This window comes from Variovorax palleresanus (assembly GCF_051144945.1).
Classification (GTDB): domain Bacteria; phylum Pseudomonadota; class Gammaproteobacteria; order Burkholderiales; family Burkholderiaceae_C; genus Variovorax; species Variovorax paradoxus_S.
This window is the reverse complement of the sequence record NZ_JBJNVP010000002.1, coordinates 1,537,223-1,561,022: the sequence shown is the minus strand read 5'-3', so window position 1 is coordinate 1,561,022 and position 23,800 is coordinate 1,537,223. Positions and strand designations below refer to the sequence as shown.

Sequence of the window (23,800 nt, the reverse complement as noted above, 5' to 3'; positions counted from 1 at the left end):
ATGGCGACCGCTTCCGTCATCGACGTCGACTACGAACAGCCCGCGGCGCAGGGCGCCGGCGCCGCCTGCGACACCCGCCACGCCTGGGCGCGCGTGCCGCCCGAGCCCTCGCCCGGCGAGCGCATCGCACTCAAGGAGCGCATTCGCCGCCTGCTGCGCGAACGCAATGCGGTGATGGTGTCGCACTTCTACGTGCACGCCGACCTGCAGGACCTGGCCGAGGAAACCGGCGGCATCGTGAGCGATTCGCTCGAGATGGCGCGCTTCGGCCGCGACCATGCCGCCACCACGCTGGTGGTGTCGGGCGTGCGCTTCATGGGCGAGACCGCCAAGATCCTCTCGCCCGAGAAGCGCGTGCTGATGCCCGACCTGGACGCCCATTGCTCGCTCGACCTGGGCTGCCCGGTCGACGAATTCAGCGCCTTCTGCGACCAGCACCCCGACCGTACCGTGGTCGTCTATGCCAACACCAGCGCGGCCGTGAAGGCGCGCGCCGACTGGCTCGTCACGTCGAGCTGCGCGCTCGACGTGGTGAGCGCGCTGCACGCACAGGGCCGCAAGATCCTCTGGGGCCCCGACCGCCACCTGGGCGACTACATCCAGCGGCAGACCGGCGCCGACATGGTGAGCTGGAACGGCGCCTGCATCGTGCACGACGAGTTCAAGGCGCTCGAGCTCGAGCTGCTCATGAAAGACCATCCGGCCGCCAAGGTGCTGGTGCATCCGGAGTCGCCGGCCGACGTGATTGCGCTGGCCGATGCGGTCGGCTCGACCTCCGCGATCCTGAATGCGGCACGGCGCCTGGACGCGAAGGAATTCATCGTCGCCACAGATACCGGCATGCTGCACAAGCTGCGCACGCTGAACCCCGGAAAGACTTTCATCGAAGCGCCGACGGCCGGCAATGGGGGCACATGCAAGAGCTGCGCGCATTGCCCCTGGATGGCGATGAACGGGCTGGTGGAACTCGCGAACGCGCTGGAAACCGGTGCGGGCGAGATTCACGTCGATCCGGCGCTGGGGCTGCGGGCGCGGGTGCCGATTGACCGGATGCTGGCGTTTACGGCCGGGCTGAAGAATGGTCAGCCGGCTGGCAGCCTGATCGCAGGCATCGGCGCCGCCTGAATTCGCGTTGTCCCTCTCCCTCTGGGAGAGGGCTAGGGTGAGGGCAGCGGGCCTCGCAACATCGCGCTAACTTTGCTGCCGCAGCCCTCACCCCAACCCTCTCCCCAAGGGGAGAGGGAGTAAAACCCTTAGAACTCCAGCGTGCAGCTGTCGCCCAGTGCCTCTCGCCACACCCGTACCCGCGCGAGCGACGCGTGGAATTCCGGCAGCGCATCGGCAATGAAAAGGCAGAGGTTCTCCAGCGTCGGCGGATGCAGCCCCGCCACGTCGTCCAGCAGGTGGTGGTCCAGCAGTTCGCGCACCTCGTCCAGACGGCGGCGCAGCAGCCCCAGGTCGATCACCATGCCCGTCACGGGATCGCGCTGGCCCGAAAGCCAGACTTCGGCGTGGTAGGTGTGGCCGTGGATACGGCGGCTGCCTTCGACCTCGATGTCGCGCTTCAGCGTGTGCGCGGCGTCGAAGAAAAAGCGTTGGCTGATAGTGAATCGCATCTGAAAAGTCTCTCCGCGCTTAGCGGATGCCAGTGATCTTGTGGGTCTGGACGCTCAGGCGCCAAACCGGCTGCTTCATGCATTCGGCAATGCAAAGTTCGGTGTTCGCGACCCGGTCGGGCCCGTCCATCGGCTGCAGGAAGCGGTGGGTGAACTCGCCTGTGCGCGCCATCGTGTCGAGGTCGAATTCGGTCTGCGGCCACACCAGTTTCAGTTCCTGACCGCGCTGCTGCACCCAGGGCGCGCCGGCCTTGGGGCTGATGCAGAGCCAGTCGATGCCTTCGGGCGCCACGACGGTGCCGTTGCTTTCGACCGCGATGCGAAAGCGCCGCGCATGCAGCGCGTCGACCAGCGCCGCATCCACCTGCAGCAACGGCTCGCCGCCGGTCAGCACCACCAGCCGGTGCTCGGCATCGTTCGCCGGCCACTGCGCGGCGATGGTGTCGGCGAGCTGGCCGGCATCCCTGAACTTGCCGCCGAGCGTGCCGTCGGTGCCGACGAAGTCGGTGTCGCAGAAACGGCAGACGGCCGCAGCGCGGTCTTCCTCGCGGCCGGTCCAGAGGTTGCAGCCGGCAAAGCGGCAGAACACGGCCGGCATGCCCGCCTGGCCGCCTTCGCCCTGCAGGGTGTAGAAGATTTCCTTGACGCTGTAGGTCATGAGCTGGAGATGTCGATTTCGAGGTTGTCGATCAGCCGCGTGCCGCCCAGCCGAGCCGCGGCCAGCGCCACGAGCGGCTCGCCGGCCAGATCGGCGGAGGTGGGCGCCTGCAGATCGGAACGGCGCCGCAGCACAAGATAGTCCGGCTGCCAGCCGCGCTGTGCCAGCGCCTGCATTGCCCGTGCTTCGATCGCGGCCAAATCGCGTTCGCCGGCTTGCACGGCTTCGGCCATGGCCTTCAGCGCCTTCGAGAGCTGCACGGCCTCCGCGCGCTCCTCCTTGCTCAGGTAGCCGTTGCGCGACGACAGCGCCAGCCCATCGTCGGCGCGGAAAGTCTCGCTGCCCACGATCTCGATGGGCAGCGCGAACTGCCGCACCATGTGGCGGATCGTCATCAGCTGCTGGTAGTCCTTCTTGCCGAACACGGCCACGCGCGGCTGCACGCAGCTGAAGAGCTTCATCACCACCGTGCACACGCCGATGAAGAAGCCGGGGCGGAAGTGGCCTTCGAGAATGTCGGCCAGCGCAGGGTCCGGATGCACCTTGCAGGTCTGTGGCTCGGGGTAGAGCGCCTTTTCATCGGGCGCGAACAGCACGTCGCAGCCGGCCGTGCGCAGCTTCTCGCAGTCGCTGTCCCAGGTGCGCGGGTAGGTGTCGAAATCCTCGTGCGGTAGAAACTGCAGGCGATTGACGAAGATGCTCGCCACCGTCACGTCGCCCAGCGGCTTGGCCTGCCTGATCAGCGCGAGGTGACCGTCGTGCAGGTTGCCCATGGTGGGAACGAAGGCGGGACGCTTGAACGCGGCCAGATGGTCGCGAAGCTCGGCCACGGTGTGTGCGATGTACATGGTCTCGGTTCCTTACCAGGCGTGGCGTTGGTCGTCGGGGAAGCTGCCGTCCTTGACGGCCTGCACATAGGCCTTGAGGGCGGGCAGCACGCCCGACGCGTCGGCCATGAAGTTGCGCACGAACTTCGGCATCTTGCCGAGGTTGATGCCCAGCATGTCGTGCAATACCAGCACCTGGCCGGCGGTGGCCTTGCCCGCGCCGATACCGATGGTGGCGCAGTGCTTCAGCTCGGCGGTGAGTTCGGCGGCCAGCGCGGCCGGCACCATCTCGAGCACCAGCATCGCGGCGCCCGCGTCCTGCAGCGCGTGGGCCTGCTGCTTCAGGAGCACGCCAGCATCGCCCTTGCCCTGCACGCGGTAGCCGCCGAGCGCATGCACGGTCTGCGGCGTCAGGCCCAGATGCGCGCACACCGGAATGCCGCGCTCGACCAGGAAGCGCACTGTCTCGGTGGTCCAGCCGCCGCCTTCGAGCTTGACCATGTGCGCGCCGGCCTGCATCAGCACGGTGGCGCTGGCGAGCGCCTGTTCGCGCGATTCCTGGTAGCTTCCGAAGGGCAGGTCGGCAATCAGCCAGGCCGTGCCCAGCACGCGGCGCAGGCCGCGCGAAACGCTGTCGGTGTGATAGCGCATGGTGTCCAGGCTCACGCCCACCGTGCTGTTCAGGCCCTGGCAGACCATGCCGAGCGAATCGCCGACCAGGAGGCAGTCGACGCCCGCCGCGTCGGCCATGGCCGCGAAGGTGGCGTCGTAGGCCGTGAGCATGGCGATCTTCTCGCCGCGCGCGTGCATGTCGGCCAGGCGCGGCAGGCTCACGGGCTTGCGCGAGGCGAGCGGGGAGGCCGGCGGCAGCGTGCCGTAGGGCGAGGCCGGGGGTGTTTCAGCGATGGGTGTGGTGTTCGACATGGTTGGGTTTCTCCCTGCGGGCGTCGGTGGCCGGGCATCCTTGGGTGAAGAAAACGAAGCGGGTGGGTCGATCACTCGGCCGGCGGCACCAGCACCGTGGGTGCGGTGGGCTCGGCGAGCGAAGGATAGTCGCGGCTGAAATGCAGGCCACGGCTCTCGTGGCGGGACTGCGCGGAGCGCACGATCAGCTCGGCCACCTGCACCAGGTTGCGCAGTTCGAGCAGGTCGCGCGTGACGTGGAAGTTCGCATAGAACTCCTGGATCTCTGCCTGCAGCAGCGCGATGCGATGGCTCGCGCGCTCCAGGCGCTTGTTGGTGCGCACGATGCCCACGTAGTCCCACATGAAGCGGCGCAGCTCGTCCCAGTTGTGGGAGATGACCACGGCCTCGTCGGCGTCGGTGACGCGGCTGTCGTCCCAGGCAGGCAGTTGGGCGCTGCCGCGCGCCGGTGCCGCGGCGATGGCGCCGGTCGCGGCGCGCGCGAACACCATGCACTCGACCAGCGAGTTGCTGGCCAAGCGATTCGCGCCGTGCAGGCCCGTGCAGGCGGTTTCGCCGATGGCGTAGAGGCCGGGCACGTCGGTGCGCCCGGCGAGATCGCTCAGCACGCCGCCGCAGGTGTAGTGGGCGGCCGGCACCACCGGAATGGGTTCGCGCGTGATGTCGATGCCCAGCTCCGCGCAGCGCGCGAGGATGTTGGGAAAATGCTCTTTCAGGAACGCGGCCGGCTGGTGCGAGATGTCGAGGTGCACGCAGTCCAGGCCGTGCTTCTTCATCTCGAAGTCGATGGCGCGGGCCACCACGTCGCGCGGTGCGAGTTCGGCGCGCTCGTCGTGCTTCGGCATGAAGCGCGTGCCGTCGGGCAACTTCAGCAGCCCGCCTTCGCCGCGCACCGCCTCGCTGATCAGGAAGGACTTGGCGTGCGGGTGGTACAGGCAGGTTGGGTGAAACTGGACGAATTCCATGTTCGACACCCGGCAGCCCGCGCGCCACGCAGCGGCAATGCCGTCGCCAGTGGCGGTGTCGGGGTTGGTCGTGTACAGGTACACCTTGCCAGCGCCGCCGGTGGCCAGGATGGTGTGCGGGGCGCGGAAGGCCAGCACCTCGTCGGTCTCGTCGTCCAGCGCGTAGAGGCCCAGGCAGGCCGGGTCATCGAGCCCGATCTTGGGCCCCGTGATCAGGTCGACCAGCGTGTGATGCTCGAACAGCGTGATGTTCGGCGTGCGGCGCACCCGCTCGATCAGCACCTGCTGCACGGCCGCGCCAGTCGCGTCGGTCACGTGCACGATGCGGCGCTGGCTGTGGCCGCCTTCGCGCGTCAGGTGCAGGCCCCCGCCGTTTTCCTTCGCTTCTTCGGAGAACGGCACGCCCAGTTCGCGCAGCCAGCCGATGGCCTCGGGCGCATGCTCGACCACGAAGCGCGTGGCCTCGGGGTCGCAGAGGCCCGCGCCGGCCGCCAGCGTGTCTTCCACATGCGCATCGAAGCTGTCGCCCGCGGCCAGCACGGCCGCAATGCCGCCCTGCGCCCAGGCGCTGGAGCCGTCGCTCAATGCGCGCTTGGTCAGCACGGCAACGCGGTGCGTCGGCGCCAGGTGCAGCGCGGCCGAGAGGCCTGCGAGGCCGCTGCCGACGATGAGGACGTCGAAGTCGCGCACGCCGGGCTCCGCTGTCAGGCCGGCGAGTACGCCAGGCGCACGTAGATGGGTGCGAAGGCTTCCGCCTGCGTGATGTCGATCAGCGTTTCCTTCGCGAGCTCGAGCATCGCGATGAAGGTGACGATCAGCACCGGCGCGCCGCGCGACGGGTCGAACAGTTTCTCGAACTCGACGAAGCGCTGCCCCTGCAGGTGGCGCAGCACGATGCTCATGTGCTCGCGCACGTTGAGTTCCTCGCGCGAGATCTTGTGGTGCTGCACGAGCTTGGCGCGCTTCATGATGTCGGCCCACGCATCGCGCAGCTCGACCACGTTCATGTCGGGAAAGCGGGGCTTGAGCGATTGCTCGATGTAGACCTGCCCCTTCCAGAAGTCGCGCCCGTAGGTCGGCATGGCGCTGATGGCGGCGGCCTGCAGCTTGGTCTGCTCGTACTCCAGCAGGCGGCGCACCAGCTCTGCGCGCGGGTCTTCGGCCTCTTCGCCTTCCGCCACCTTCTTGGGCGGCAGCAGCATGCGCGACTTGATCTCGATCAGCATCGCGGCCATCAGCAGATACTCGGCCGCGAGTTCGAGATTCGTCTGGCGGATCTCGTCGACGTAGCTCAGGTACTGCCGCGTGAGCCCCGCCATCGGGATGTCGAGGATGTTGAAGTTCTGCTTCCTGATCAGGTAGAGCAGCAGGTCCAGCGGACCTTCGAAGGCTTCGAGAAAGACCTGCAGCGCCTCCGGCGGGATGTACAGGTCCTTCGGCATCGCGAACAACGGCTCGCCATAGAGCCTGGCGAGCGCGACCTGGTCGACCACCTCAGGCATGCTGGCCACGAGCGTGTCGTTGTCCTCGTTGCCCTTCATCGGGTGCTTGCTATCATTTCAATAGCTGCAGGCGATGAGGACGAACGATGGATGCCGGCTGGGCACCATTACTTGACTTGGGTCTGGTAGACGTACGGCTGCTGCGGTACGTTGGCCTCGCTGTATTCCTCGAGCAGGCTGCGGTCGAGGTGCTTGTCCCACAGCAGGGCACGGCCGGCGCGCTGTTCGGCTTCCAGCGTCGGCTTCTTTTCTTTCATCTCCTCGATGAAGCTGGTGATCTCGGAGGTGTAGTGGGGGCGGCGGAAGATGGACATAGACTGGACCTTTGAAGCGCGAATTTTACCGGGGATGGCATGAAGCGACGACAACAGTGGCGGATCGGCTGTGCAACAGCGTTATTGGCGGCGGCATTGATGGGGCTTTCGGGATGCGACCCGCAGCGCATCGGCGAGCTGGAGGAGGGCGTCTCGACCGAGGCCGACGTGCGCGCCAGGTTCGGCGAGCCCGAGAACATCTGGGACGCGCCGAACGGCCGGGTGCTCGAGTACAACCGCCAGCCGCAGGGCCAGAAGAACTACATGATCACCATCGGCGCCGACGGCAAGATGAGCGCGCTGCGCCAGGTGCTGACGCCCGAGAACTTTGCCAAGGTGCAGCCGGGCATGATGATGGAAGACCTGCGCAAGCTGCTCGGCAAGCCCGCCAAGGTCACGCCCTACGCGCTCAAGCGCGAAACCGAATGGGAATGGCGCTGGGTCCAGCCGCCGAATTCGCCCATGGTGTTCACCGCCACCTTGAACGACGACCAGCGCGTGGTGCGCAGCGGCTCGTCGCCCGACCGGGGCGCCGAGGCAAACTAGCCCTCGGCCGCGTGCGGCTGGCCGCTCGTCAGCTCGTCGGCGAATCCCGAGCGCACGATCACCTCGAGCGGCTGCGGCTGCAGCGACTCCAGGCGCAGCAGCCCGTCGCGCGCCAGCACCGCGCGGTGCAGCTGGCGCAGCGCATCGACGCCGGTCGCGTCCAGGTAGATGAGGTGTGTGGCGTCGAGCACCACCGTCATGCCGCGCGGCGCGCTCTCGGCCGCGTTCACCGCCTCGTCCAGCTTGGCCGCGGCCCCGAAAAACAGCGCGCCGTAGAGCCGATAGGTGAGCACCGGTGGCTGCATCGTGACCAGCTCGACGCTGAAAAGCCCGCTCATGCGCCGGATGAAGAGGGCGCAAGCCAGCACGATGCCTACCTGCACCGCCACCGTCAGGTCGAACACGACCGTGAGAAAGAAGGTGCCGAGCATCAGCAGCCGGTAGTGGCGGCTGAAGTGCCGCAGCTGCCCCGGCGTGAACTCGCGCCATTCGCCCATGTTCAGGCCCACGAACACCAGAATGCCCGCCAGCACCGCGAGCGGCACATGGCGCGCCAGCGGCGCGGCCAGCAGCACCACCACCATCAGCGTGACCGCGTGCACGATGCCGGCAATCGGCGAACTGCCGCCCGAACGGATGTTGGTCACCGTGCGCGCAATGGTGCCGGTGGCCGGCATGCCGCCGAAGAAGGGCGTGACCAGGTTGGCAATGCCCTGCGCCATCAGCTCCTGATTCGGGTCGTGGCGCGGCTGGCCGCTGAGCTGGTCGGCCACGCGGGCGCACAGCAGCGACTCGATGGCGCCCAGCAGCGCGATGGTCAGCGTGGGCGTAACCAGCTGCTTGACCGTTTCCCACGAAAAGTCGGGCAGCGCGAAGGCCGGGGCGCCCTCGGGAATGCCGCCGAAGCGCGTGCCGATGGTTTCCACCGGCAGCTCGAAACCCCATGACACCAGCGTGAGCGTCACCAGCGCCACGATGGGTCCCGGCAAGCGCGCGCCCACCAGCACCGCGCGCGAGCGCGCCATGCGGCCCGCCAGGCGCTGCACCGCGTGGCCCACCTTCGACTCATCGCGCAGCAGCATCGGCCAGACCGCCAGGCCAAGCACGCAGGCCAGCCCCAGCGCGAAGGCATAAGGGTTGAAGGTGCCGATCTGCAGCGCCATGGCATGCAGCTGCGAGAACACGTCCGCCGGCATCTTCGCCACCGTGAGTCCGAGCAGGTCCTTGAGCTGCGACAGCAGGATCAGCACCGCAATGCCGTTGGTGAAGCCCACCACGATCGACAGCGGCACGAAGCGCACCAGCCGTCCCAGCCCGAACAGCCCCGCCGCGAACATCAGCACCCCGGCGCAGGCGGTCGATATCAGCAGGTTCGCCACGCCGTAGCGTTCGACGATGCCGTAGACGATCACGATGAACGCGCCGGCCGGCCCGCCGATCTGCACCGCCGAGCCGCCCAGGAGCGAGATCAGGAAGCCCGCGATGATCGCCGTCCAGATGCCGGCCTCGGGCTTGAGCCCCGAGGCGATGGCAAACGCCATGGCCAGCGGCAGCGCCACGATGCCGACCGTGGCGCCCGCGCCAGGTCCTTGAAAAAACGCGTCCGGTCGTAGCCCGCCAGGGCGTCGAGCAGGCGCGGGCGAAAGCGGGTGATGTTCAGCGGTGACTGCATGGGGCACTCATTGTGTACCCCGCGCCGGCCCGGGTGGCCGCCGTTCAGTCGCTGTCCGGAATCACCGCGTCGGCCGCCGCGCCCACGGCCTTGCCCGTGATGCGCGCGGTGCCGATGGCCGCATCCGCGGCCAGGCCGACCGCACTGGCACCCACGCTCACGGCGGTACCGGCCACAGTCACCACCGCGCAACCGCTCAGCATGGCTGCGAATGACAACAGGAGGAGGGTGCGTTTGAGCATGGGAGGTCCTTGGGGTCAGCGAACCCGCATGCCGGGCGTGGCGCCTGGCCAGGGTTCGAGCACGTGGATGCCGGGGTTGGCTTTTTCGTCGGCGTGGCTGGCGGCCAGCACCATGCCTTCGCTGAGGCCGAACTTCATCTTGCGCGGCGCGAGGTTGGCCACCAGCACGGTGAGCTTGCCCACCAGCTGCTCGGGCTCATAGGCCGAGGCGATGCCGCTGAACACGTTGCGGGTCTTCGCTTCGCCCGCATCGAGCGTCAGCCGCAGCAGCTTGGTCGAGCCCTCGACCTTCTCGCAGGCCACGATCTTCGCGATGCGCAGATCGATCTTCGCGAAATCGTCGATGGTGATGGTGGGCGCGATGGCCTCGCCGCCCGGCAGCGCATCGGCCGCCGTTTCCGCGGCGGCGGCAGGCGCCGGTTCAGGTGCGTCGAACAGCTTGTCGACCACCTTGGCATCCGCGCGCTGCATCAGGTGCTTGTAGTCGCCGATGGCATGGCCCACGGGCAGCGCCTGTGCGGCATCGGCCCACGCGAGCGGTGCGATCTTGAGGAAGGCCTCGACGTTCACGGCCAGCGCCGGCAGCACCGGCTTCAGGTACAGCGTGAGCAGGCGGAAAGCCTCGATGCACACGGTGCACACGTCGTGCAGCCGCGCCTCCTGGCCTTCCTTCTTGGCCAGCTCCCAGGGCTTGTTCTGATCGACGTACTCGTTCACCTTGTCGGCCAGCGCCATCACCTCGCGTAGCGCGCGGGCGTAGTCGCGGCCGTCGTAGAGCGCATGCAGCTGCGGCGCCGCGTCGCGCAGCGCGAACAGCAGCGCGTCGCCGTCGGCCGACACCTCGCCCAGCTGGCCGCCGAAGCGCTTGCCGATGAAGCCCGCCGCGCGGCTCGCGATGTTGATGTACTTGCCCACGAGGTCGCTGTTCACGCGCGCCACGAAGTCCTCGGGGTTGAAGTCGATGTCCTCGTTGCGGCCGTTGAGTTTGGCCGCGATGTAGTAGCGCAGCCACTCAGGGTCCAGGCCGATCGAGAGGTACTTGAGCGGGTCGATGCCCGTACCGCGGCTCTTGCTCATCTTCTCGCCGCTGACCGTCAGGTGGCCGTGCACGTACACGGCATCGGGCGCCTTGCGGCCGCTGAAATGCAGCATCGCGGGCCAGAACAGCGTGTGGAAGGTGATGATGTCCTTGCCGATGAAGTGCACCTGCTCCAGGTCGGGATCGGCCATGTACTCGGTGTACGAGATGCCGTCGCCGCCAAGCTCGATGCAGCGCTTGTCAAGCAGGTTTTTCAGCGAGGCCAGGTAGCCCACAGGTGCGTCCAGCCACACGTAGAAGTACTTGCCCGGCGCATCGGGAATCTCGATGCCGAAGTAGGGCGCGTCGCGGCTGATGTCCCAGTCGCCGAGGCCGCCCTTGCCTTCGTCGTCCTTGTAGAGCCACTCGCGGATCTTGTTCTGCACCTCGGGCTGCACGTGGCCGGCGGCGGCCGTCCATTCTTTCAGGTAGGCCTCGCAGCGCGGGTCCGAGAGCTTGAAGAAGAAGTGCTCCGAGCTGCGAAGCTCGGGCTTGGCGCCCGACAGGGCCGAATAGGGGTTGATCAGCTCGGTGGGCGCGTAGACGGCGCCGCACACCTCGCAGTTGTCGCCGTACTGGTCCTTCGAGTGGCAGCTGGGGCATTCGCCCTTGATGAAGCGGTCGGCCAGGAACATGCCCTTGGCCGGGTCGTAGAACTGCTCGACGCTCTTGCTGCTGATGAAGCCGTTGGCGCGCAGGTCGCGGTAGATGTCCTGGGCGAGCTGGTGGTTCTCGGGCGCGTCCGTCGAGTGCCAGTTGTCGAAGGAGATGTAGTAGCCGTCGAGGTAGGGCTTGCGGCCCGCGGCGATCTCGGCCACGAAGGCCTGCGGCGTCACGCCGGCCTTGTCGGCCGCGATGGTGATGGCGGCGCCGTGCGCGTCGTCGGCGCAGACGAAGTTGACCTCGGCGCCATTCATTCGCTGGTTCCGCACCCAGATGTCGGCCTGGATGTATTCCATCATGTGGCCGATATGGAACTTGCCGTTGGCATAGGGCAGGGCGGTGGTAACGAAGAGCTTGCGCGGGGCGGACATCGGGAAGGGCGCTTTCGGGAGTGGCGAACTTGCTGGCAACGAAGGCGGCCTGGGGCCGCATTCGGGAACCGGGCATTTTAGGTGGCGGCACCGCACCCTGCCGAAGACCCCCGATCCCGGGGGCTCGACCAGAGGTTCCGGACCCCCAGTGACCCGAACGGCGCCGGGGTGTCTCCGGCGCGACGTATGCTCCACCCCGCGCGTTTCGCCACGCTCCCTCCCCATATGGCGAAGAGATATACAAGATAGATATACAGAAAGCGAGTTTCCGATGACCACCCCCATTTCCGCAACCCTGATTCCCGGCGATGGCATCGGCCCCGAAATCGTCGACGCCACCCTGGCCGCGCTCGATGCGCTGAAGGCGCCCTTCGAGTGGGACCGCCAGATTGCCGGCCTCGGCGGCGTCCAGGCTTCGGGCGATCCGCTGCCAGAAGCCACGCTGGACAGCATCCGCCGCACCCGCCTTGCCCTCAAGGGCCCGCTGGAGACGCCTTCGGGCGGCGGCTACCGCTCGTCGAACGTGCGGCTGCGCGAAGAATTTCAGCTGTACGCCAACCTGCGCCCCGCGCGCACCATCATTCCGGGCGGCCGCTTCGACAAGATCGACCTGATGGTCGTGCGCGAAAACCTCGAGGGCCTGTACATCGGCCACGAGCACTATGTGCGCATCGACGGCGACCCGCATGCCGTGGGCATGGCCACCGGCATCAACACGCGCCAGGGGTGCCTGCGCCTGCTCGAATACGCTTTCGAGACCGCCGTTGCCACGGGGCGCAAGAAGGTCACGCTGGTCCACAAGGCCAACATCATGAAGGTGCTGACCGGCCTGTTCCTGGAGACCGGCCTCCGGCTCTATGAAGAAAAGTACAAGGGCAAGTTCGAACTCGACACGATCATCGTCGACGCCTGCGCGATGAAGCTGGTGCTCAACCCCTGGCAGTTCGACATGCTGGTGACGACCAACCTGTTCGGCGACATCCTGTCCGACCTGGTGGCGGGCCTGGTCGGTGGCCTGGGCATGGCACCGGGCGCCAACATCGGCGCCGATGCGGCGATCTTCGAGGCCGTGCACGGCTCGGCGCCCGACATTGCCGGCAAGGGCATTGCCAACCCCACCGCACTGCTCTTGGCCGCCGCGCTGATGCTCGAGCACGTCAGGCTGCCCGACCTTGCCACGCGCCTGCGCAAGGCCATCGACGACACGCTCAACATCGACAAGGTGCGCACCGGCGACCTCGGCGGCACCGCGGGCACTGCGGCGTTCACGAAAGCACTGGTCAGTCGCATCCAGAACGGCTGAAGCGGAGGCGGCTTTCCGGGACTTCATGAGAAAGCTGCTGCTCCTGCTGGCCTTGTGCGTCGCCGCCGCGGCCAGCCTGGCCGCCCGAGCGGCCGATGCCGAGCCGCGCTACACCGTCGTGAAGATCGATTTGCGCAAGGAGCGGCTCGAGCTGTTCCTGCGCGACGATGCCGGCGTCGAGTTCAAGCGCTTCGACCGCCTCGAGGCGTGGCTCGCCGGGCACAACCGGCAGTTGGTGTTCGCGATGAATGCCGGCATGTACCACGCCGACTTTTCCCCGGTGGGCCTCCTGGTGCAGGACGGACGCGAGGTTTCGCCGCTCAACCTGTCGGCGGGCGAGGGCAACTTCTTCCTCAAGCCGAACGGTGTGTTCCTGGTGTCCGGCGCGGGGGTGCCGCGCGTGGTCGAGTCTTCGGAATATCCGGCGCTGTCCAAGGGCGTTCGGCTGGCCACGCAGTCGGGCCCGTTGCTGCTGCGCCGCGGCAGGGTGCATCCCGCTTTCATTCCCGACTCGGATTCGCGGAAGATCCGCAACGGCGTGGGCGTGTCGGGCCATACCGCGATCTTCGTGATCAGCGAGCAGCCCGTGAACTTCTACGAATTCGCCCTCTACTTTCGCGACGTGCTGCGTTGCCGCGACGCGCTCTATCTCGACGGCACCGTCTCGGCATTGCATTCGCTCGCGCTGCGGCGCGGCGATTTCGTCCGCGAGCTGGGCCCGATACTCGGCGTGGCGGTGCCATGAACCGGCTTCGGGACACCGCGCTTTCATTCAGGATTCTTTGAGAAATGACCCAGGCCCTTCCCATTCTTTCGCTCGTCGAAACCCGCGTGCTCGGCGTATTGGCCGAAAAGCAGCGCACCGTGCCCGACAGCTATCCGCTGACGCTCAATTCGCTGGTGTCCGGCTGCAACCAGAAGACCAGCCGCAACCCGGTGCTCGAACTGGGCGAGGCGCAGGTGCAGGCCGCCATCGACAGCCTGAAGGGCTACAGCCTGGTGGCGGAAACCAGCGGCGGCCGGGCCTTTCGCTACGAGCACAACATCGACCGGGTGCTGCGCATTCCGTCGCAATCGGTCATCCTGCTCACCGTGCTGATGCTGCGCGGCCCGCAAACGCCCGGCGAACTGCGCATTGCCTGCGACCGCATGCACAACTTCGCCGATATCTCGTCGGTCGAGGGCTTTCTCGACGAACTCGCCGAGCGTCCGGCCGGCGCCTTGGTGGTGAAGCTCGCGCGCCTGCCGGGTGCGCGCGAAAGCCGCTGGGCGCATCTGCTGAGCGGCGCGCCGGCGGAAGAGGTTGCCGGTCCGGGTGGCGGTTCGGCCGAGGGAGCGTATGCGTCGCACGATGCATCGCTCGGCGAGGTCGCGGCGCTCAAGGCCAACGTGGCGCGGCTCGAGGCCGAGCTCGTCTCGCTGAGGGCGCTGGTGGGGCGGGTGTGTTCGGAACTCGGGATTTCAGAGGCGGGGTGATCCGGCGCGCGGGCGCTAGCTGGGCGACGCGGTGGCTGCGAGCGGCATCGCCTGCAGAGGCGGTGCCTTGCGGGCCAGCTGCAGCAATTCGTCGACTTCCCAATGGTCGTCCGCATGCGCGCCGTACTTGCACGCCACGATGCGCCCCTGCGCGTCGACGAGAAAGTCTGCCGGCAGACCCAGGATGCCGTTCTCGGCCCGGGTGTAGAGGCGCCTGGCTGCCAGGATCCACCGCAGCCCGCTCCAGAACACGCGGGGATTCAAGAGCGCTCGCACGGAGGTCTCGACGCCGAACGCCTTGAAATACTTCTTGCCGGGATCGGCAATGCAATCGAACGGAAGCTGTGCCTGGTACTTGAGCATTTCTTCGCGCGCCGAATGAAAGAAGACGAGCTGGCGAATGCCGGCCGCGGCAATTTCCGCATGGCGCCTGCCCATGGTGAGCAGATGAAAGTTGCACACCGGGCAACCCGCGAAACGCCGGAACTGAAGATGCACGTAGCGCGGCAGCGGGTCCGGAACATGGGCAGGCTTGCCGTGGATGGTGCTGTCGGCAATGGCGGGAGCGGTGTCGCCGGGTGCGAATTTCATGGACTTTCCTCTTTAAACGTACGCTGTACGTAATTGAATATACTCGCGTCTTCCGAACTGCGTCAACATCCACCCTTATGGGACGACCCGCCAAATTCACGCATTCGCAACTCCAGGCCGCGGCATTGGCTCTTGTCGACAGGGAAGGGCTGGCGGGGCTCTCGATGCGCGCGCTGGCCAGCGAGCTCGGCACCGGCGCGATGACGCTCTACAACTACGTCTCGCAGCGCGAGGACATCGACCTCTTGGTGGTGGAGGCGGTGATCGGCCAAGCGCGCTGGCCGCTTGCCGAACACGCGCAATGGCAGGACGAAGTCCGGGCCATCGCCACGGCGTTGTGGCAGGCGGTGCGGGCCCATCCCCATGCCATTGCGCTGATCCTCACGCGCCGAAGCCGTTCGCCGGCCGTCTTCGACGTGACCGAGGCGATGCTGCGCGCCCTGGCTCGCAGCGGGCGCTCGGGGCAGGCGCTGCTCGTCGCCTTCCGGGCCGTGTCGGGGCTGATCACGGGGCTCGCGCAGTCGGAGCTTGCGGGCCCGCTGGCGCTGCAGGCGTCGGAATCGGCGGAGCTCACCATCGAACGATTCCGGGCCTTGCCGGAAGACCGCTTTGCGCACCTGATCGACATCGCGAATGCAGCGACCGCAAGCACGGCCGACCAGGAGTTCCAAGCGAGCCTGGACCTGCTGCTGGCGGGCCTTTCCGCAGCGGGCGGCGGCGCGCGCTGATCTCCGTCAGGCCGCCGCTTCCCAGCCGAAGAACCGCAGCACCTCGCCCTGCTGCCGCATCGCGTCGGCCCGCCCGAGCGCCATCAGCTCGCGCGTGTAGGCCGATTCGAACAGCAGGTAGCTTGCGAGCGCGCCGCCCTTCACATCGGCCGCAGCCTTGGAGCCGCCCAGCAGGTGGCGCACCGCGCCGGGCAGGGCATCGACATGGCGTGCCGCGATCACGTCGAGCCGCTCCGACGGAGAAATCACCAGCAGGTCGAGCGGACGCAGCGAACTCGACATGCGGGCTTCCTCGGGAATGAGGCCGAGCGTGTGGTTGATGCGCCGAAGCCGCTCGATGTCCACCGCCAGCGCATCGAGAAAGATGCTCGACAGCGCATGGCCCGCGATCTGCGCCATGGTGGGATAGCCGCTGTAGGTGTTGGGCGCGTCGGCGTCGCGCGGCTCGTGCATGCGGCCGGCGCCGATCACCAGGATGCGCTTGGCGCCGAGGTGGATGGCTGCGGCAATCGGCGCCGACTGGCGCATCGAACCGTCGCCGAAATATTCGGTATGCCCCTGCATCGGCAGCGCCGTGGCCGGGAACACGAAGGGAATGGCCGATGAGGCCAGCAGGTGCGCGTGGCTGATGCGGTTGCGCACCGAGAGCCGCTGCGAACGCACCCAGGGCTCCATCGGCACGGCCGCCTCGAAGAAGGTGACGTGCTCGCCCGAGCTGTAGCTCGATGCGGTGACGGCCAGCGCCTGCACGTGGCCCTCCTGCATCAGCCGGGGCAGCCGGTCGAGCGGCACCATGCGGCCCAGCAGCTGGGCCAGCGGCGTGTTGTCGAGCAGCGAGCGCGGCTTGATGCGCATCCAACTGGCCGCGAAGCGCCCGAGCCCGAGCAGCATGCGCCAGCGCGTACCGCTGCCGATGACCGAGAGCGAATCGGCGCGGTAGACCTGCCCGGCGTGGAAGTCGCGCCAGACCTCCGCGATGCGCGCCACGGCTTGGTCGAAGTCGTCGGCGCCGCAGGCCAGCGCGGCCGCATTGATGGCGCCGGCCGAGGTGCCGGTGATCACGGGAAAGGGATTGCCCTGACCGGCGAAACCCGCCGCGCGGCGGATGTCGGCGATGGCTTCGAGCACGCCGACCTGGTAGGCGGCCCGGGCACCGCCGCCGGTGAGCAAAAGACCGGTGACCGGGGGTGTCGGAGGCATTGTTCTTGTTGCTGTGGCTGTTCAAAAAGCGCTTGCATCCCCCGTGGTTTGCGGGTGTTGCCCCCGGCAGCGGGAAGGCGAAGCGGCCGAAGCGCCCGGGGGCCGGTGGCAAGCCACTAGACTACCCGCCATTCAGGAGTTAGATCAATGGCACTCACCCCAGAAGGGCTCATGGACGCGCTCAAGGCCGTCCAGGACCCGAACACCGGCAAGAATTTCGTGGCGACGCGTTCGCTCAAGAACCTGCAGATTTCCGAAGGCGACGTTTCGTTCGACCTCGAGCTCGGCTACCCGGCCAAGAGCCAGCACCCAGCCCTGCGCAAGGCGCTGGTGGCGGCCGCAAAGACGGTGCCGGGGGTGAGCAACGTCTCGGTCAACATCACGACCAAGGTCATCAGCCATGCGGTGCAGCGCGGCGTGCAGCTGATGCCCAACGTCAAGAACATCATCGCGGTGGCGTCCGGCAAGGGCGGCGTGGGCAAGAGCACCACGGCGGCCAACCTGGCGCTGGCGCTGGCGGCCGAAGGGGCGGCCGTCGGGCTGCTCGATGCCGACATCTACGGCCCGAGCCAGCCCATGATGCTGGGCATCGAAGGCCGGCCCGAGAGCGAGGACGGCAAGACCATGGAGCCGCTGGAGAATCACGGCGTTCAGGTCATGTCGATCGGTTTCCTGGTCGACCAGGACGAGGCCATGATCTGGCGCGGCCCCATGGCCACCCAGGCGCTGGAGCAGCTGCTGCGCCAGACCAACTGGAAAGACCTCGACTACCTGATCGTCGACATGCCGCCCGGCACCGGCGACATCCAGCTGACCCTTTCGCAGCGGGTGCCGATGACCGGCGCGGTGATCGTCACCACGCCGCAGGACATCGCGCTGCTCGACGCGAAGAAGGGCATCAAGATGTTCGAGAAGGTCGGCGTGCCGATCCTGGGCATCGTGGAAAACATGGCGGTGCACATCTGCTCCAACTGCGGCCACGTGGAGCACATCTTCGGCTCCGAAGGCGGCAAGAAGATGGCCGAGCAGTACCAGATGGAATACCTCGGCGCGCTGCCGCTGGACATCAACATCCGGCTGCAGGCCGACAGCGGCAAGCCCACCGTAGTGGCCGACCCCGACGGCGAAGTGGCGGGCATCTACAAGGCCGTCGCGCGGCAGGTGGCCGTGGGCATCGCCGAAAAGGCCAAGGACTTCTCGGCCAAGTTCCCGACCATTTCCATCAGCAAGAACACCTGATCGGCGGCGCGCCCCGTGAATCTTCTCGCGTCGATGCGCTACCTGGTCGCACTGAGCGAGCACAAGCACTTCGGGCGCGCGGCGCAGGCCTGCCACATCACGCAGCCGGCGTTGTCGAATGCGCTGCGCTCGCTCGAAGGCGAGTTCGGCGTGGTCATCGTCAAGCGGGCGCGCGTGTATGTGGGCCTCACGCACGAAGGCGAGCGTGTGCTGGCCACGGCACAGCGCATGCTGCGCGACAACGAGGTGCTGCAGCAGGAGCTGCGCAGCGAAGAGGGCCATCCGCGCGGGCGACTGCGCATGGCGGCGGTGCCCACCGCCATTCCGATGCTGTCGCGCTTTGCGGCGATGCTGCACGAGCTGCACCCGGGCATCGTGCCGGCCGTGCTGTCGATGAGCTCGCAAGACCTGGAAATGGGGTTGGAAAGCCTCTCCGTCGACCTGGCGCTCGGCTATACCGAGCGCATGCACCTGCCGGGCATCAAGCTCACGGCATGGCCGCAGAGCGTGGAGCACTACTTTCTGCTGCGCCGCGCGGCCAAGCCCTCGGCCGACCGGCTGCGCATCGGCCGGCCGATGTCGTGGGCCGACGCCGGCAAGCTGCCGCTGTGCCTGCTCACGCCCGACATGCACAACCGCTCCATCATCGACCAGGCGTTGCGCGAAGCCGACACCGTGGTGGAGCCGGCCATCGAGACCAACTCGGTACTTACCCTTGCCTTGGCCGTGCTGGCAGGCAGCGTCAGCAGTGTGCTGCCGGGGTCGATGGTCGCGGCGGTGCGCAGCTACCGCGAACTGGAGGCGCTGCCGCTGGTGGGGCCCGAGGTCAAGACCCCGCTGGGCTTCATGACCCAGACCGGCGTGCGCCCCTCGCGTGCGCTCGATGCCGCCCTCGTTTTCCTGCAGACGCCGGCCTGGCGCGAGCAGGTGCGGCTGCACAGCGGCGCGCTCGGCGAATAGCTGGCGGCCGGCCCTGAGCGGGCGCACCATTTAGTTATTGAATCGATCGATGCGCCGATCGAATTTGACGCACCCAGGGCGGCCCCACACACTCGGTCAGCCTCCCAGCATCCGCTCGGGGCAGAGCCAGACAGACATCCGAAAAAAGGCCTAGGCAGTGAACAACCACCCAGCCACGACCCGCGAGACAACGACCACCACGGCGGCCCCGACGCACACCATCGTGCCGCTCGCCACCGCCGACGAGATGCGCGAGCGCATCCGCCGCAAGAGCAAGCTCAAGGGCCGCCAGCCCGAGGAAGCCGCACTCGTCGAAGTGCGCACGCTCATCGGCGCGCGTCCGGCCGAGGGCCACCGGCGCGACCTGCTCATCGAGCACCTGCACAAGCTCAACGACGCCTTCCGCTGCCTGCACGACCGCCACCTGGTGGCGCTGGCACGGGAAATGAACATCCCCATGGCCGAGGTCTACGAGGTCGCGACCTTCTATCACCACTTCGAGGTGGTGCGCGGCGACGATGCGGCACCCGGACTCACCGTGCGCGTGTGCGACGGCCTGGCCTGCGAACTGGCCGGTGCCAGGGATCTGCTGGCGCGGCTGCCCGAACTGCTCGGGGTCGAAGGCGGCGACGTGCGCGTGATTGCCGCGCCCTGCGTCGGCCGCTGCGAGCAGGCGCCCGTGGCGGTCGTCGACCAGCAGGCAGTGCCGCTCGCGACCACCGGCAAAGTGTTGCAGGCCCTGAAGTCCGATCCCGACGAAGCCACGGTCGCGTACTTCGATGCCGCCGCATTCGCCGAAAAAAGCATCTCGCCACTGCCCGGCGCCATCGAGCGCATGCCGGCTTTCACCGACTACGCCACCTACCGCGCACACGGCGGCTATGCGCTCGCGTCCGCGCTCGTCAACGGCGAGGAAGACGCCGAGGCCATCATCAAGACCATGGAAGACTCGGGCCTGCGCGGCCTGGGCGGCGCGGGATTTCCGGCGGGGCGCAAGTGGCGCATCGTGCGCGATCAGTCGGCGCCCCGGCTCATGGCGGTGAACATCGACGAAGGCGAGCCCGGCACCTTCAAGGATCGCACCTATCTCGAACGCGATCCGCACCGCTTTCTCGAAGGCCTGCTGGTGGCGGCGCAGATCGTCGGCATCGAGCAGTGCTACATCTACCTGCGCGACGAATACCACGACTGCCGTGCGTTGCTGGAAAGGGAGCTGGCCCGGCTCCAGGCCGATCCGCCCTGCGCGCTGCCGCGTATCGAGCTGCGGCGCGGCGCGGGCGCCTACATCTGCGGCGAAGAGTCGGCCATGATCGAAAGCATCGAGGGCAAGCGCGGCGAACCGCGCATGCGCCCGCCATACATCGCGCAGGTGGGCCTCTTCGGCCGCCCGACGCTGGAACACAACTTCGAAACCCTCTACTGGGTGCGCGACATCGTCGAAAAAGGCGCCGCCTGGTTCAGCGGCTTCGGCCGCAACGGCCGCAAGGGCCTGCGCAGCTTCAGCGTGAGCGGCCGCGTGAAGCATCCGGGCGTCAAGCTCGCGCCTGCGGGCATCACGGTGCAGGAGCTCATCGACGAATACTGCGGCGGCATGCTCGACGGCCACTCGCTCTATGCCTATCTGCCCGGCGGCGCTTCGGGCGGCATCCTGCCGGCCCGCATGAACGACATCCCGCTCGACTTCGACACGCTGCAGCCCCATGGCTGCTTCATCGGATCGGCCGCCGTGATGGTGCTGAGCCAACACGACAGGGCGCGCGATGCCGCGCTTAACGTGATGCGATTCTTCGAGCACGAAAGCTGCGGCCAGTGCACGCCCTGCCGCGTCGGCACCGCGAAGGCCGCGGCGCTGATGCAGGCGCCGGTGTGGGACAACACCACGCTCGAAGACCTCGCGCAGGTCATGGGCGACGCTTCCATCTGCGGGCTCGGACAGGCGGCGCCCAATCCGATTCGGTGCATCCAGCAATATTTTCCGGAGGAGGTGGCATGAACGCCCCGTCCAAGCTCGCGGAGCTGATGCCGCAGACCATCGAATTCACGCTCGACGGCCAATCCATCCAGGCCTTCGATGGCGAAACCATCTACAAGGCGGCCGAGCGCCATGGCGTGGAAATCCCCCACCTGTGCTTCAAGGACGGCTACCGCGCCGACGGAAATTGCCGCGCCTGCGTGGTCGAGGTGAAGGGCGAGCGCACGCTGGCGCCTAGCTGCTGCCGCAACGTCACGGCGGGCATGGAAGTGAAGGCCACCAGCGAGCGGGCCCTCAAGAGCCAGAAAATGGTCGTCGAGATGCTGCTGTCCGACATGCCCGACCAAGGCTACAAATGGATCGGCGACGACGCCACCCAGCAGCACGGCGAGCTCAGCGCCTGGGCGAAAAAGCTCGATATCGCGGTGCGCCCCGAACTCAAGGCGCTGCGCCGCGAGCAGCCCAAGACCGACATCTCGCATCCGGCCATGGCCGTCAACCTGGACGCCTGCATCCAGTGCAACCGCTGCGTGCGCGCCTGCCGTGAAGAGCAGGTCAACGACGTCATCGGCTATGCCCTGCGTGGCGGCGACAGCAAGATCGTGTTCGACCTGGACGACCCGATGGGCGACAGCACCTGCGTGGCCTGCGGCGAATGCGTGCAGGCCTGCCCGACCGGCGCGCTCATGCCCAAGAGCCACATCGGCTCGCAGCAGGTCGACCGCAAGGTCGATTCGGTGTGCCCGTTCTGCGGCGTGGGCTGCCTCGTCACCTACAACGTGAAGGACGAAAAGATCGTCAGCGTCGATGGCCGCGACGGACCGGCCAACCACAACCGCCTTTGCGTGAAGGGCCGCTTCGGCTTCGACTACGCGCACCACCCGCAGCGCCTGACCAAGCCGCTGATCCGCAAGGCCGGCGTGCCGAAGGACTTCGGCGATGCGCCGCGGCCCGGCGACTGGAGCGAGTATTTCCGCGAGGCCACCTGGGAAGAAGCGCTGGCGCTCACCACCGGCAAGCTCGCGGGCCTGCGCGACACCTACGGTGCCAAGTCGCTCGCGGGCTTCGGCTCGGCCAAGGGCAGCAACGAAGAGGCCTACCTGTTCCAGAAGCTCGTGCGCACCGGCTTCGGCAGCAACAACATCGACCACTGCACGCGCCTGTGCCACGCCTCCAGCGTGGCCGCGCTGCTCGAAGGCGTGGGCTCGGGCGCGGTGAGCAACCAGGTCAACGATGTGGAGCATGCGGGGCTGATCTTCGTCATCGGCTCCAATCCCACGGCGAACCACCCGGTGGCCGCCACCTGGATGAAGAACGCCGCCCAGCGCGGCGCGAAGATCGTGCTGGCCGACCCGCGCCGCACCGACATCAGCCGCCATGCCTGGCGCACGCTGCAGTTCAAGGCCGACACCGACGTGGCCATGCTCAATGCGCTGATCCATGCCGTGATCGACGAAGGCCTGGTCGACCAGGAGTTCGTGCGCACGCGTGCCAGCAACTACGAGGCGCTGCGCGAGAACGTCAAGGGCTACAGCCCCGAGGCGATGGCGCCCATCTGCGGCGTGCCGGCCGAAACGCTGCGCGAAGTGGCGCGGGCCTTTGCCACCGCAAAGGGCTCGATGATTCTCTGGGGCATGGGCATCAGCCAGCACGTGCACGGCACCGACAACGCGCGCTGCCTCATCGCCTTGGCCACCGTGACCGGGCAGATCGGCAAGCCGGGTTCGGGCCTGCATCCGCTGCGCGGCCAGAACAACGTGCAGGGCGCGAGCGACGCGGGCCTGATCCCGATGATGTTCCCCAACTACCAGCGCGTCGACAACCCGGCGGTGCATGCGTGGTTCGAGAACTTCTGGGGCACGCCGCTGGACGCGACGCCGGGCTACACCGTGGTCGAGATCATGCACAAGGCGCTGGCGCCCGACACCGATCCGCACAAGGTGCGCGGCATGTACATCATGGGCGAGAACCCGGCCATGAGCGACCCCGACCTGAACCATGCGCGCCATGCGCTCGCGAGCCTGGAGCATCTGGTGGTGCAGGACATCTTCATGACCGAGACCGCGTGGCTCGCCGACGTGGTGCTGCCCGCGAGCGCCTGGCCCGAGAAGACCGGCACGGTGAGCAACACCGACCGCATGGTGCAGCTGGGCAAGCGGGCGCTCAACCCGCCGGGCGACGCGCGGCCCGATCTCTGGATCATCCAGCAGATCGCCAAGGGCATGGGCTTGCAATGGAACTACGAGGGCGAGGAATCCGGCGTGGCCGCGGTCTACGAGGAAATGCGCCAGGCCATGCACGCGGTGATCAGCGGCATCAGCTGGGAACGGCTGCAGCGCGATTCGAGCGTGACCTACCCCTGCCTGAGCGAGGACGACCCGGGCCAGCCGACCGTGTTCATCGACGACTTCCCGACGGCCGACGGCCGTGTGAAGCTGGTGCCCGCCGACATCATCCCGGCCAACGAACGGCCCGACGCCGAGTATCCGTTCGTGCTCATCACGGGCCGCCAGCTCGAGCATTGGCACACCGGCAGCATGACGCGCCGCGCCACCGTGCTCGATGCGCTCGAGCCCATGGCCACCGCGTCGATGAACCAGGCCGATCTGCAGAAGCTGGGGCTCCAGGCCGGCGACGTGATCACCGTGCAGTCGCGCCGCGGCGAGGTGGCCATCCACGTGCGGCGCGACGACGGCACGCCGAACGGCGCGGTGTTCGTGCCCTTTGCCTACTACGAGGCGGCGGCCAACCTGATGACCAATGCCGCGCTCGATCCGATGGGCAAGATCCCGGAGTTCAAGTACTGCGCGGTGCGCATTGCGCGCGGCGGCCAGCCGATGGCGGCGGCCGGCTACGGAACCGGCTCGGGCGTGCTGGCAAAGGTGGATTGACGCGGGCGGTGGGCGAGGGCGCGGGCATGGTTTAACCTTTGCGCCCCGACGCCCCCGCACCG

General features: G+C 67.6%; 21 protein-coding genes and 1 pseudogene. 10 read left to right on the top strand and 12 right to left on the bottom strand.

The features are described from left to right. Entirely contained in the window at window positions 1–1,125 is a 1,125-nt protein-coding gene (gene nadA / locus ACJ7Z0_RS11080; RefSeq protein ID WP_434789897.1) for a quinolinate synthase NadA, read from the top strand. 128 nt (window positions 1,126–1,253) lie between these two features. Here the strand turns inward: nadA and ACJ7Z0_RS11075 are convergent, their stop codons facing one another. The 7 genes from ACJ7Z0_RS11075 to ACJ7Z0_RS11045 form a co-directional block, all read right to left on the bottom strand. Then, window positions 1,254–1,616: a 6-carboxytetrahydropterin synthase gene (locus ACJ7Z0_RS11075; protein ID WP_093014906.1), complete on the bottom strand. Its 363-nt coding sequence runs from the start codon at window positions 1,614–1,616 to the stop codon at window positions 1,254–1,256. A 19-nt stretch (window positions 1,617–1,635) separates the two neighbouring features. Continuing rightward, window positions 1,636–2,274 (bottom strand): 7-carboxy-7-deazaguanine synthase, encoded by a 639-nt coding sequence (queE, locus tag ACJ7Z0_RS11070; protein ID WP_434789896.1) that lies wholly within the window; start codon window positions 2,272–2,274, stop codon window positions 1,636–1,638. Beyond that, complete coding sequence (panC, locus tag ACJ7Z0_RS11065) at window positions 2,271–3,122, bottom strand: pantoate--beta-alanine ligase (RefSeq protein ID WP_434789895.1); 852 nt, start codon at window positions 3,120–3,122, stop codon at window positions 2,271–2,273. Before panC ends, queE begins: the two co-directional genes overlap by 4 nt. 12 nt (window positions 3,123–3,134) lie before the next feature. Further along, window positions 3,135–4,025 (bottom strand): 3-methyl-2-oxobutanoate hydroxymethyltransferase, encoded by an 891-nt coding sequence (gene panB, locus ACJ7Z0_RS11060; protein WP_434789894.1) that lies wholly within the window; start codon window positions 4,023–4,025, stop codon window positions 3,135–3,137. A 71-nt stretch (window positions 4,026–4,096) separates the two neighbouring features. Then, window positions 4,097–5,680, bottom strand: coding sequence for an L-aspartate oxidase (gene nadB, locus ACJ7Z0_RS11055; protein WP_434789893.1), 1,584 nt, complete (start codon window positions 5,678–5,680; stop codon window positions 4,097–4,099). A gap of 14 nt (window positions 5,681–5,694) precedes the next feature. Continuing rightward, window positions 5,695–6,531 (bottom strand): segregation and condensation protein A, encoded by an 837-nt coding sequence (locus tag ACJ7Z0_RS11050; RefSeq protein WP_093014920.1) that lies wholly within the window; start codon window positions 6,529–6,531, stop codon window positions 5,695–5,697. A gap of 68 nt (window positions 6,532–6,599) precedes the next feature. Beyond that, entirely contained in the window at window positions 6,600–6,806 is a 207-nt protein-coding gene (locus ACJ7Z0_RS11045) for a DUF3460 family protein (RefSeq protein WP_093014922.1), read from the bottom strand. Window positions 6,807–6,845: 39 nt separating this feature from the next. On the opposite strand from ACJ7Z0_RS11045, the gene ACJ7Z0_RS11040 reads away from it, so the two are divergent. Then, a complete protein-coding gene (locus tag ACJ7Z0_RS11040; RefSeq protein WP_431128319.1) occupies window positions 6,846–7,352 on the top strand; it encodes an outer membrane protein assembly factor BamE in 507 nt (168 codons plus the stop codon). On the opposite strand, the pseudogene ACJ7Z0_RS11035 reads toward ACJ7Z0_RS11040, so the two are convergent. The 3 genes and pseudogenes from ACJ7Z0_RS11035 to metG form a co-directional block, all read right to left on the bottom strand. Next, window positions 7,349–9,024, bottom strand: a pseudogene (locus tag ACJ7Z0_RS11035) (SulP family inorganic anion transporter). The gene ACJ7Z0_RS11040 and the pseudogene ACJ7Z0_RS11035 overlap by 4 nt on opposite strands. 44 nt (window positions 9,025–9,068) lie before the next feature. Next, entirely contained in the window at window positions 9,069–9,266 is a 198-nt protein-coding gene (locus tag ACJ7Z0_RS11030) for a hypothetical protein (RefSeq protein WP_369654921.1), read from the bottom strand. A gap of 15 nt (window positions 9,267–9,281) precedes the next feature. Next, entirely contained in the window at window positions 9,282–11,378 is a 2,097-nt protein-coding gene (gene metG / locus ACJ7Z0_RS11025) for a methionine--tRNA ligase (RefSeq protein ID WP_434789892.1), read from the bottom strand. Window positions 11,379–11,649: 271 nt separating this feature from the next. Here metG and ACJ7Z0_RS11020 point away from each other — a divergent pair, with 271 nt between their 5' ends. The 3 genes from ACJ7Z0_RS11020 to ACJ7Z0_RS11010 are packed head-to-tail and all read left to right on the top strand — an operon-like array spanning window position 11,650 to window position 14,157. After that, the gene (locus ACJ7Z0_RS11020) at window positions 11,650–12,681 is read left to right on the top strand and encodes an isocitrate/isopropylmalate dehydrogenase family protein (protein WP_434789891.1); all 1,032 of its coding nucleotides are present in this window, start codon (window positions 11,650–11,652) and stop codon (window positions 12,679–12,681) included. Window positions 12,682–12,706: 25 nt separating this feature from the next. Further along, on the top strand, window positions 12,707–13,426 hold the full coding sequence (locus tag ACJ7Z0_RS11015) for a phosphodiester glycosidase family protein (protein WP_434789890.1): 720 nt from the start codon (window positions 12,707–12,709) through the stop codon (window positions 13,424–13,426). A gap of 44 nt (window positions 13,427–13,470) precedes the next feature. Further along, a complete protein-coding gene (locus ACJ7Z0_RS11010) occupies window positions 13,471–14,157 on the top strand; it encodes a YceH family protein (protein WP_434789889.1) in 687 nt (228 codons plus the stop codon). A 15-nt stretch (window positions 14,158–14,172) separates the two neighbouring features. Here the strand turns inward: ACJ7Z0_RS11010 and ACJ7Z0_RS11005 are convergent, their stop codons facing one another. Next, window positions 14,173–14,748, bottom strand: a complete 576-nt coding sequence (locus ACJ7Z0_RS11005) for a redoxin domain-containing protein (RefSeq protein ID WP_434789888.1) — start codon at window positions 14,746–14,748, stop codon at window positions 14,173–14,175. 77 nt (window positions 14,749–14,825) lie between these two features. On the opposite strand from ACJ7Z0_RS11005, the gene ACJ7Z0_RS11000 reads away from it, so the two are divergent. Continuing rightward, window positions 14,826–15,476, top strand: coding sequence for a TetR/AcrR family transcriptional regulator (locus tag ACJ7Z0_RS11000; protein ID WP_434789887.1), 651 nt, complete (start codon window positions 14,826–14,828; stop codon window positions 15,474–15,476). A gap of 6 nt (window positions 15,477–15,482) precedes the next feature. Here ACJ7Z0_RS11000 and ACJ7Z0_RS10995 read toward each other — a convergent pair whose 3' ends face one another. Continuing rightward, window positions 15,483–16,676: a patatin-like phospholipase family protein gene (locus tag ACJ7Z0_RS10995; protein ID WP_434789886.1), complete on the bottom strand. Its 1,194-nt coding sequence runs from the start codon at window positions 16,674–16,676 to the stop codon at window positions 15,483–15,485. A gap of 147 nt (window positions 16,677–16,823) precedes the next feature. Here ACJ7Z0_RS10995 and apbC point away from each other — a divergent pair, with 147 nt between their 5' ends. The 4 genes from apbC (at window position 16,824) to fdhF (ending at window position 23,738) form a co-directional block, all read left to right on the top strand. Continuing rightward, entirely contained in the window at window positions 16,824–17,915 is a 1,092-nt protein-coding gene (apbC, locus tag ACJ7Z0_RS10990) for an iron-sulfur cluster carrier protein ApbC (protein ID WP_431128349.1), read from the top strand. A 15-nt stretch (window positions 17,916–17,930) separates the two neighbouring features. Then, window positions 17,931–18,875, top strand: a complete 945-nt coding sequence (locus tag ACJ7Z0_RS10985) for a LysR substrate-binding domain-containing protein (protein WP_431128352.1) — start codon at window positions 17,931–17,933, stop codon at window positions 18,873–18,875. Between the two features lie 247 nt (window positions 18,876–19,122). Continuing rightward, on the top strand, window positions 19,123–20,868 hold the full coding sequence (locus tag ACJ7Z0_RS10980; protein ID WP_434792649.1) for an NAD(P)H-dependent oxidoreductase subunit E: 1,746 nt from the start codon (window positions 19,123–19,125) through the stop codon (window positions 20,866–20,868). Beyond that, window positions 20,865–23,738, top strand: a complete 2,874-nt coding sequence (gene fdhF, locus ACJ7Z0_RS10975) for a formate dehydrogenase subunit alpha (protein WP_434789885.1) — start codon at window positions 20,865–20,867, stop codon at window positions 23,736–23,738. Before ACJ7Z0_RS10980 ends, fdhF begins: the two co-directional genes overlap by 4 nt. The last annotated feature ends 62 nt before the right edge of the window (window positions 23,739–23,800 follow it).

What these genes read in the sequence shown, in the direction of transcription:
- nadA (WP_434789897.1), top strand. Translation starts at nt 1, where the DNA reads ATGGCGACCGCTTCCGTCATCGACGTCGACTACGAACAGCCCGCGGCG.
- ACJ7Z0_RS11075 (WP_093014906.1), bottom strand. Translation starts at nt 1,616, where the DNA reads ATGCGATTCACTATCAGCCAACGCTTTTTCTTCGACGCCGCGCACACG.
- queE (WP_434789896.1), bottom strand. Translation starts at nt 2,274, where the DNA reads ATGACCTACAGCGTCAAGGAAATCTTCTACACCCTGCAGGGCGAAGGC.
- panC (WP_434789895.1), bottom strand. Translation starts at nt 3,122, where the DNA reads ATGTACATCGCACACACCGTGGCCGAGCTTCGCGACCATCTGGCCGCG.
- panB (WP_434789894.1), bottom strand. Translation starts at nt 4,025, where the DNA reads ATGTCGAACACCACACCCATCGCTGAAACACCCCCGGCCTCGCCCTAC.
- ACJ7Z0_RS11050 (WP_093014920.1), bottom strand. Translation starts at nt 6,531, where the DNA reads ATGAAGGGCAACGAGGACAACGACACGCTCGTGGCCAGCATGCCTGAG.
- ACJ7Z0_RS11045 (WP_093014922.1), bottom strand. Translation starts at nt 6,806, where the DNA reads ATGTCCATCTTCCGCCGCCCCCACTACACCTCCGAGATCACCAGCTTC.
- ACJ7Z0_RS11040 (WP_431128319.1), top strand. Translation starts at nt 6,846, where the DNA reads ATGAAGCGACGACAACAGTGGCGGATCGGCTGTGCAACAGCGTTATTG.
- ACJ7Z0_RS11030 (WP_369654921.1), bottom strand. Translation starts at nt 9,266, where the DNA reads ATGCTCAAACGCACCCTCCTCCTGTTGTCATTCGCAGCCATGCTGAGC.
- metG (WP_434789892.1), bottom strand. Translation starts at nt 11,378, where the DNA reads ATGTCCGCCCCGCGCAAGCTCTTCGTTACCACCGCCCTGCCCTATGCC.
- ACJ7Z0_RS11020 (WP_434789891.1), top strand. Translation starts at nt 11,650, where the DNA reads ATGACCACCCCCATTTCCGCAACCCTGATTCCCGGCGATGGCATCGGC.
- ACJ7Z0_RS11015 (WP_434789890.1), top strand. Translation starts at nt 12,707, where the DNA reads ATGAGAAAGCTGCTGCTCCTGCTGGCCTTGTGCGTCGCCGCCGCGGCC.
- ACJ7Z0_RS11010 (WP_434789889.1), top strand. Translation starts at nt 13,471, where the DNA reads ATGACCCAGGCCCTTCCCATTCTTTCGCTCGTCGAAACCCGCGTGCTC.
- ACJ7Z0_RS11005 (WP_434789888.1), bottom strand. Translation starts at nt 14,748, where the DNA reads ATGAAATTCGCACCCGGCGACACCGCTCCCGCCATTGCCGACAGCACC.
- ACJ7Z0_RS11000 (WP_434789887.1), top strand. Translation starts at nt 14,826, where the DNA reads ATGGGACGACCCGCCAAATTCACGCATTCGCAACTCCAGGCCGCGGCA.
- ACJ7Z0_RS10995 (WP_434789886.1), bottom strand. Translation starts at nt 16,676, where the DNA reads ATGCCTCCGACACCCCCGGTCACCGGTCTTTTGCTCACCGGCGGCGGT.
- apbC (WP_431128349.1), top strand. Translation starts at nt 16,824, where the DNA reads ATGGCACTCACCCCAGAAGGGCTCATGGACGCGCTCAAGGCCGTCCAG.
- ACJ7Z0_RS10980 (WP_434792649.1), top strand. Translation starts at nt 19,123, where the DNA reads ATGCGCGAGCGCATCCGCCGCAAGAGCAAGCTCAAGGGCCGCCAGCCC.
- fdhF (WP_434789885.1), top strand. Translation starts at nt 20,865, where the DNA reads ATGAACGCCCCGTCCAAGCTCGCGGAGCTGATGCCGCAGACCATCGAA.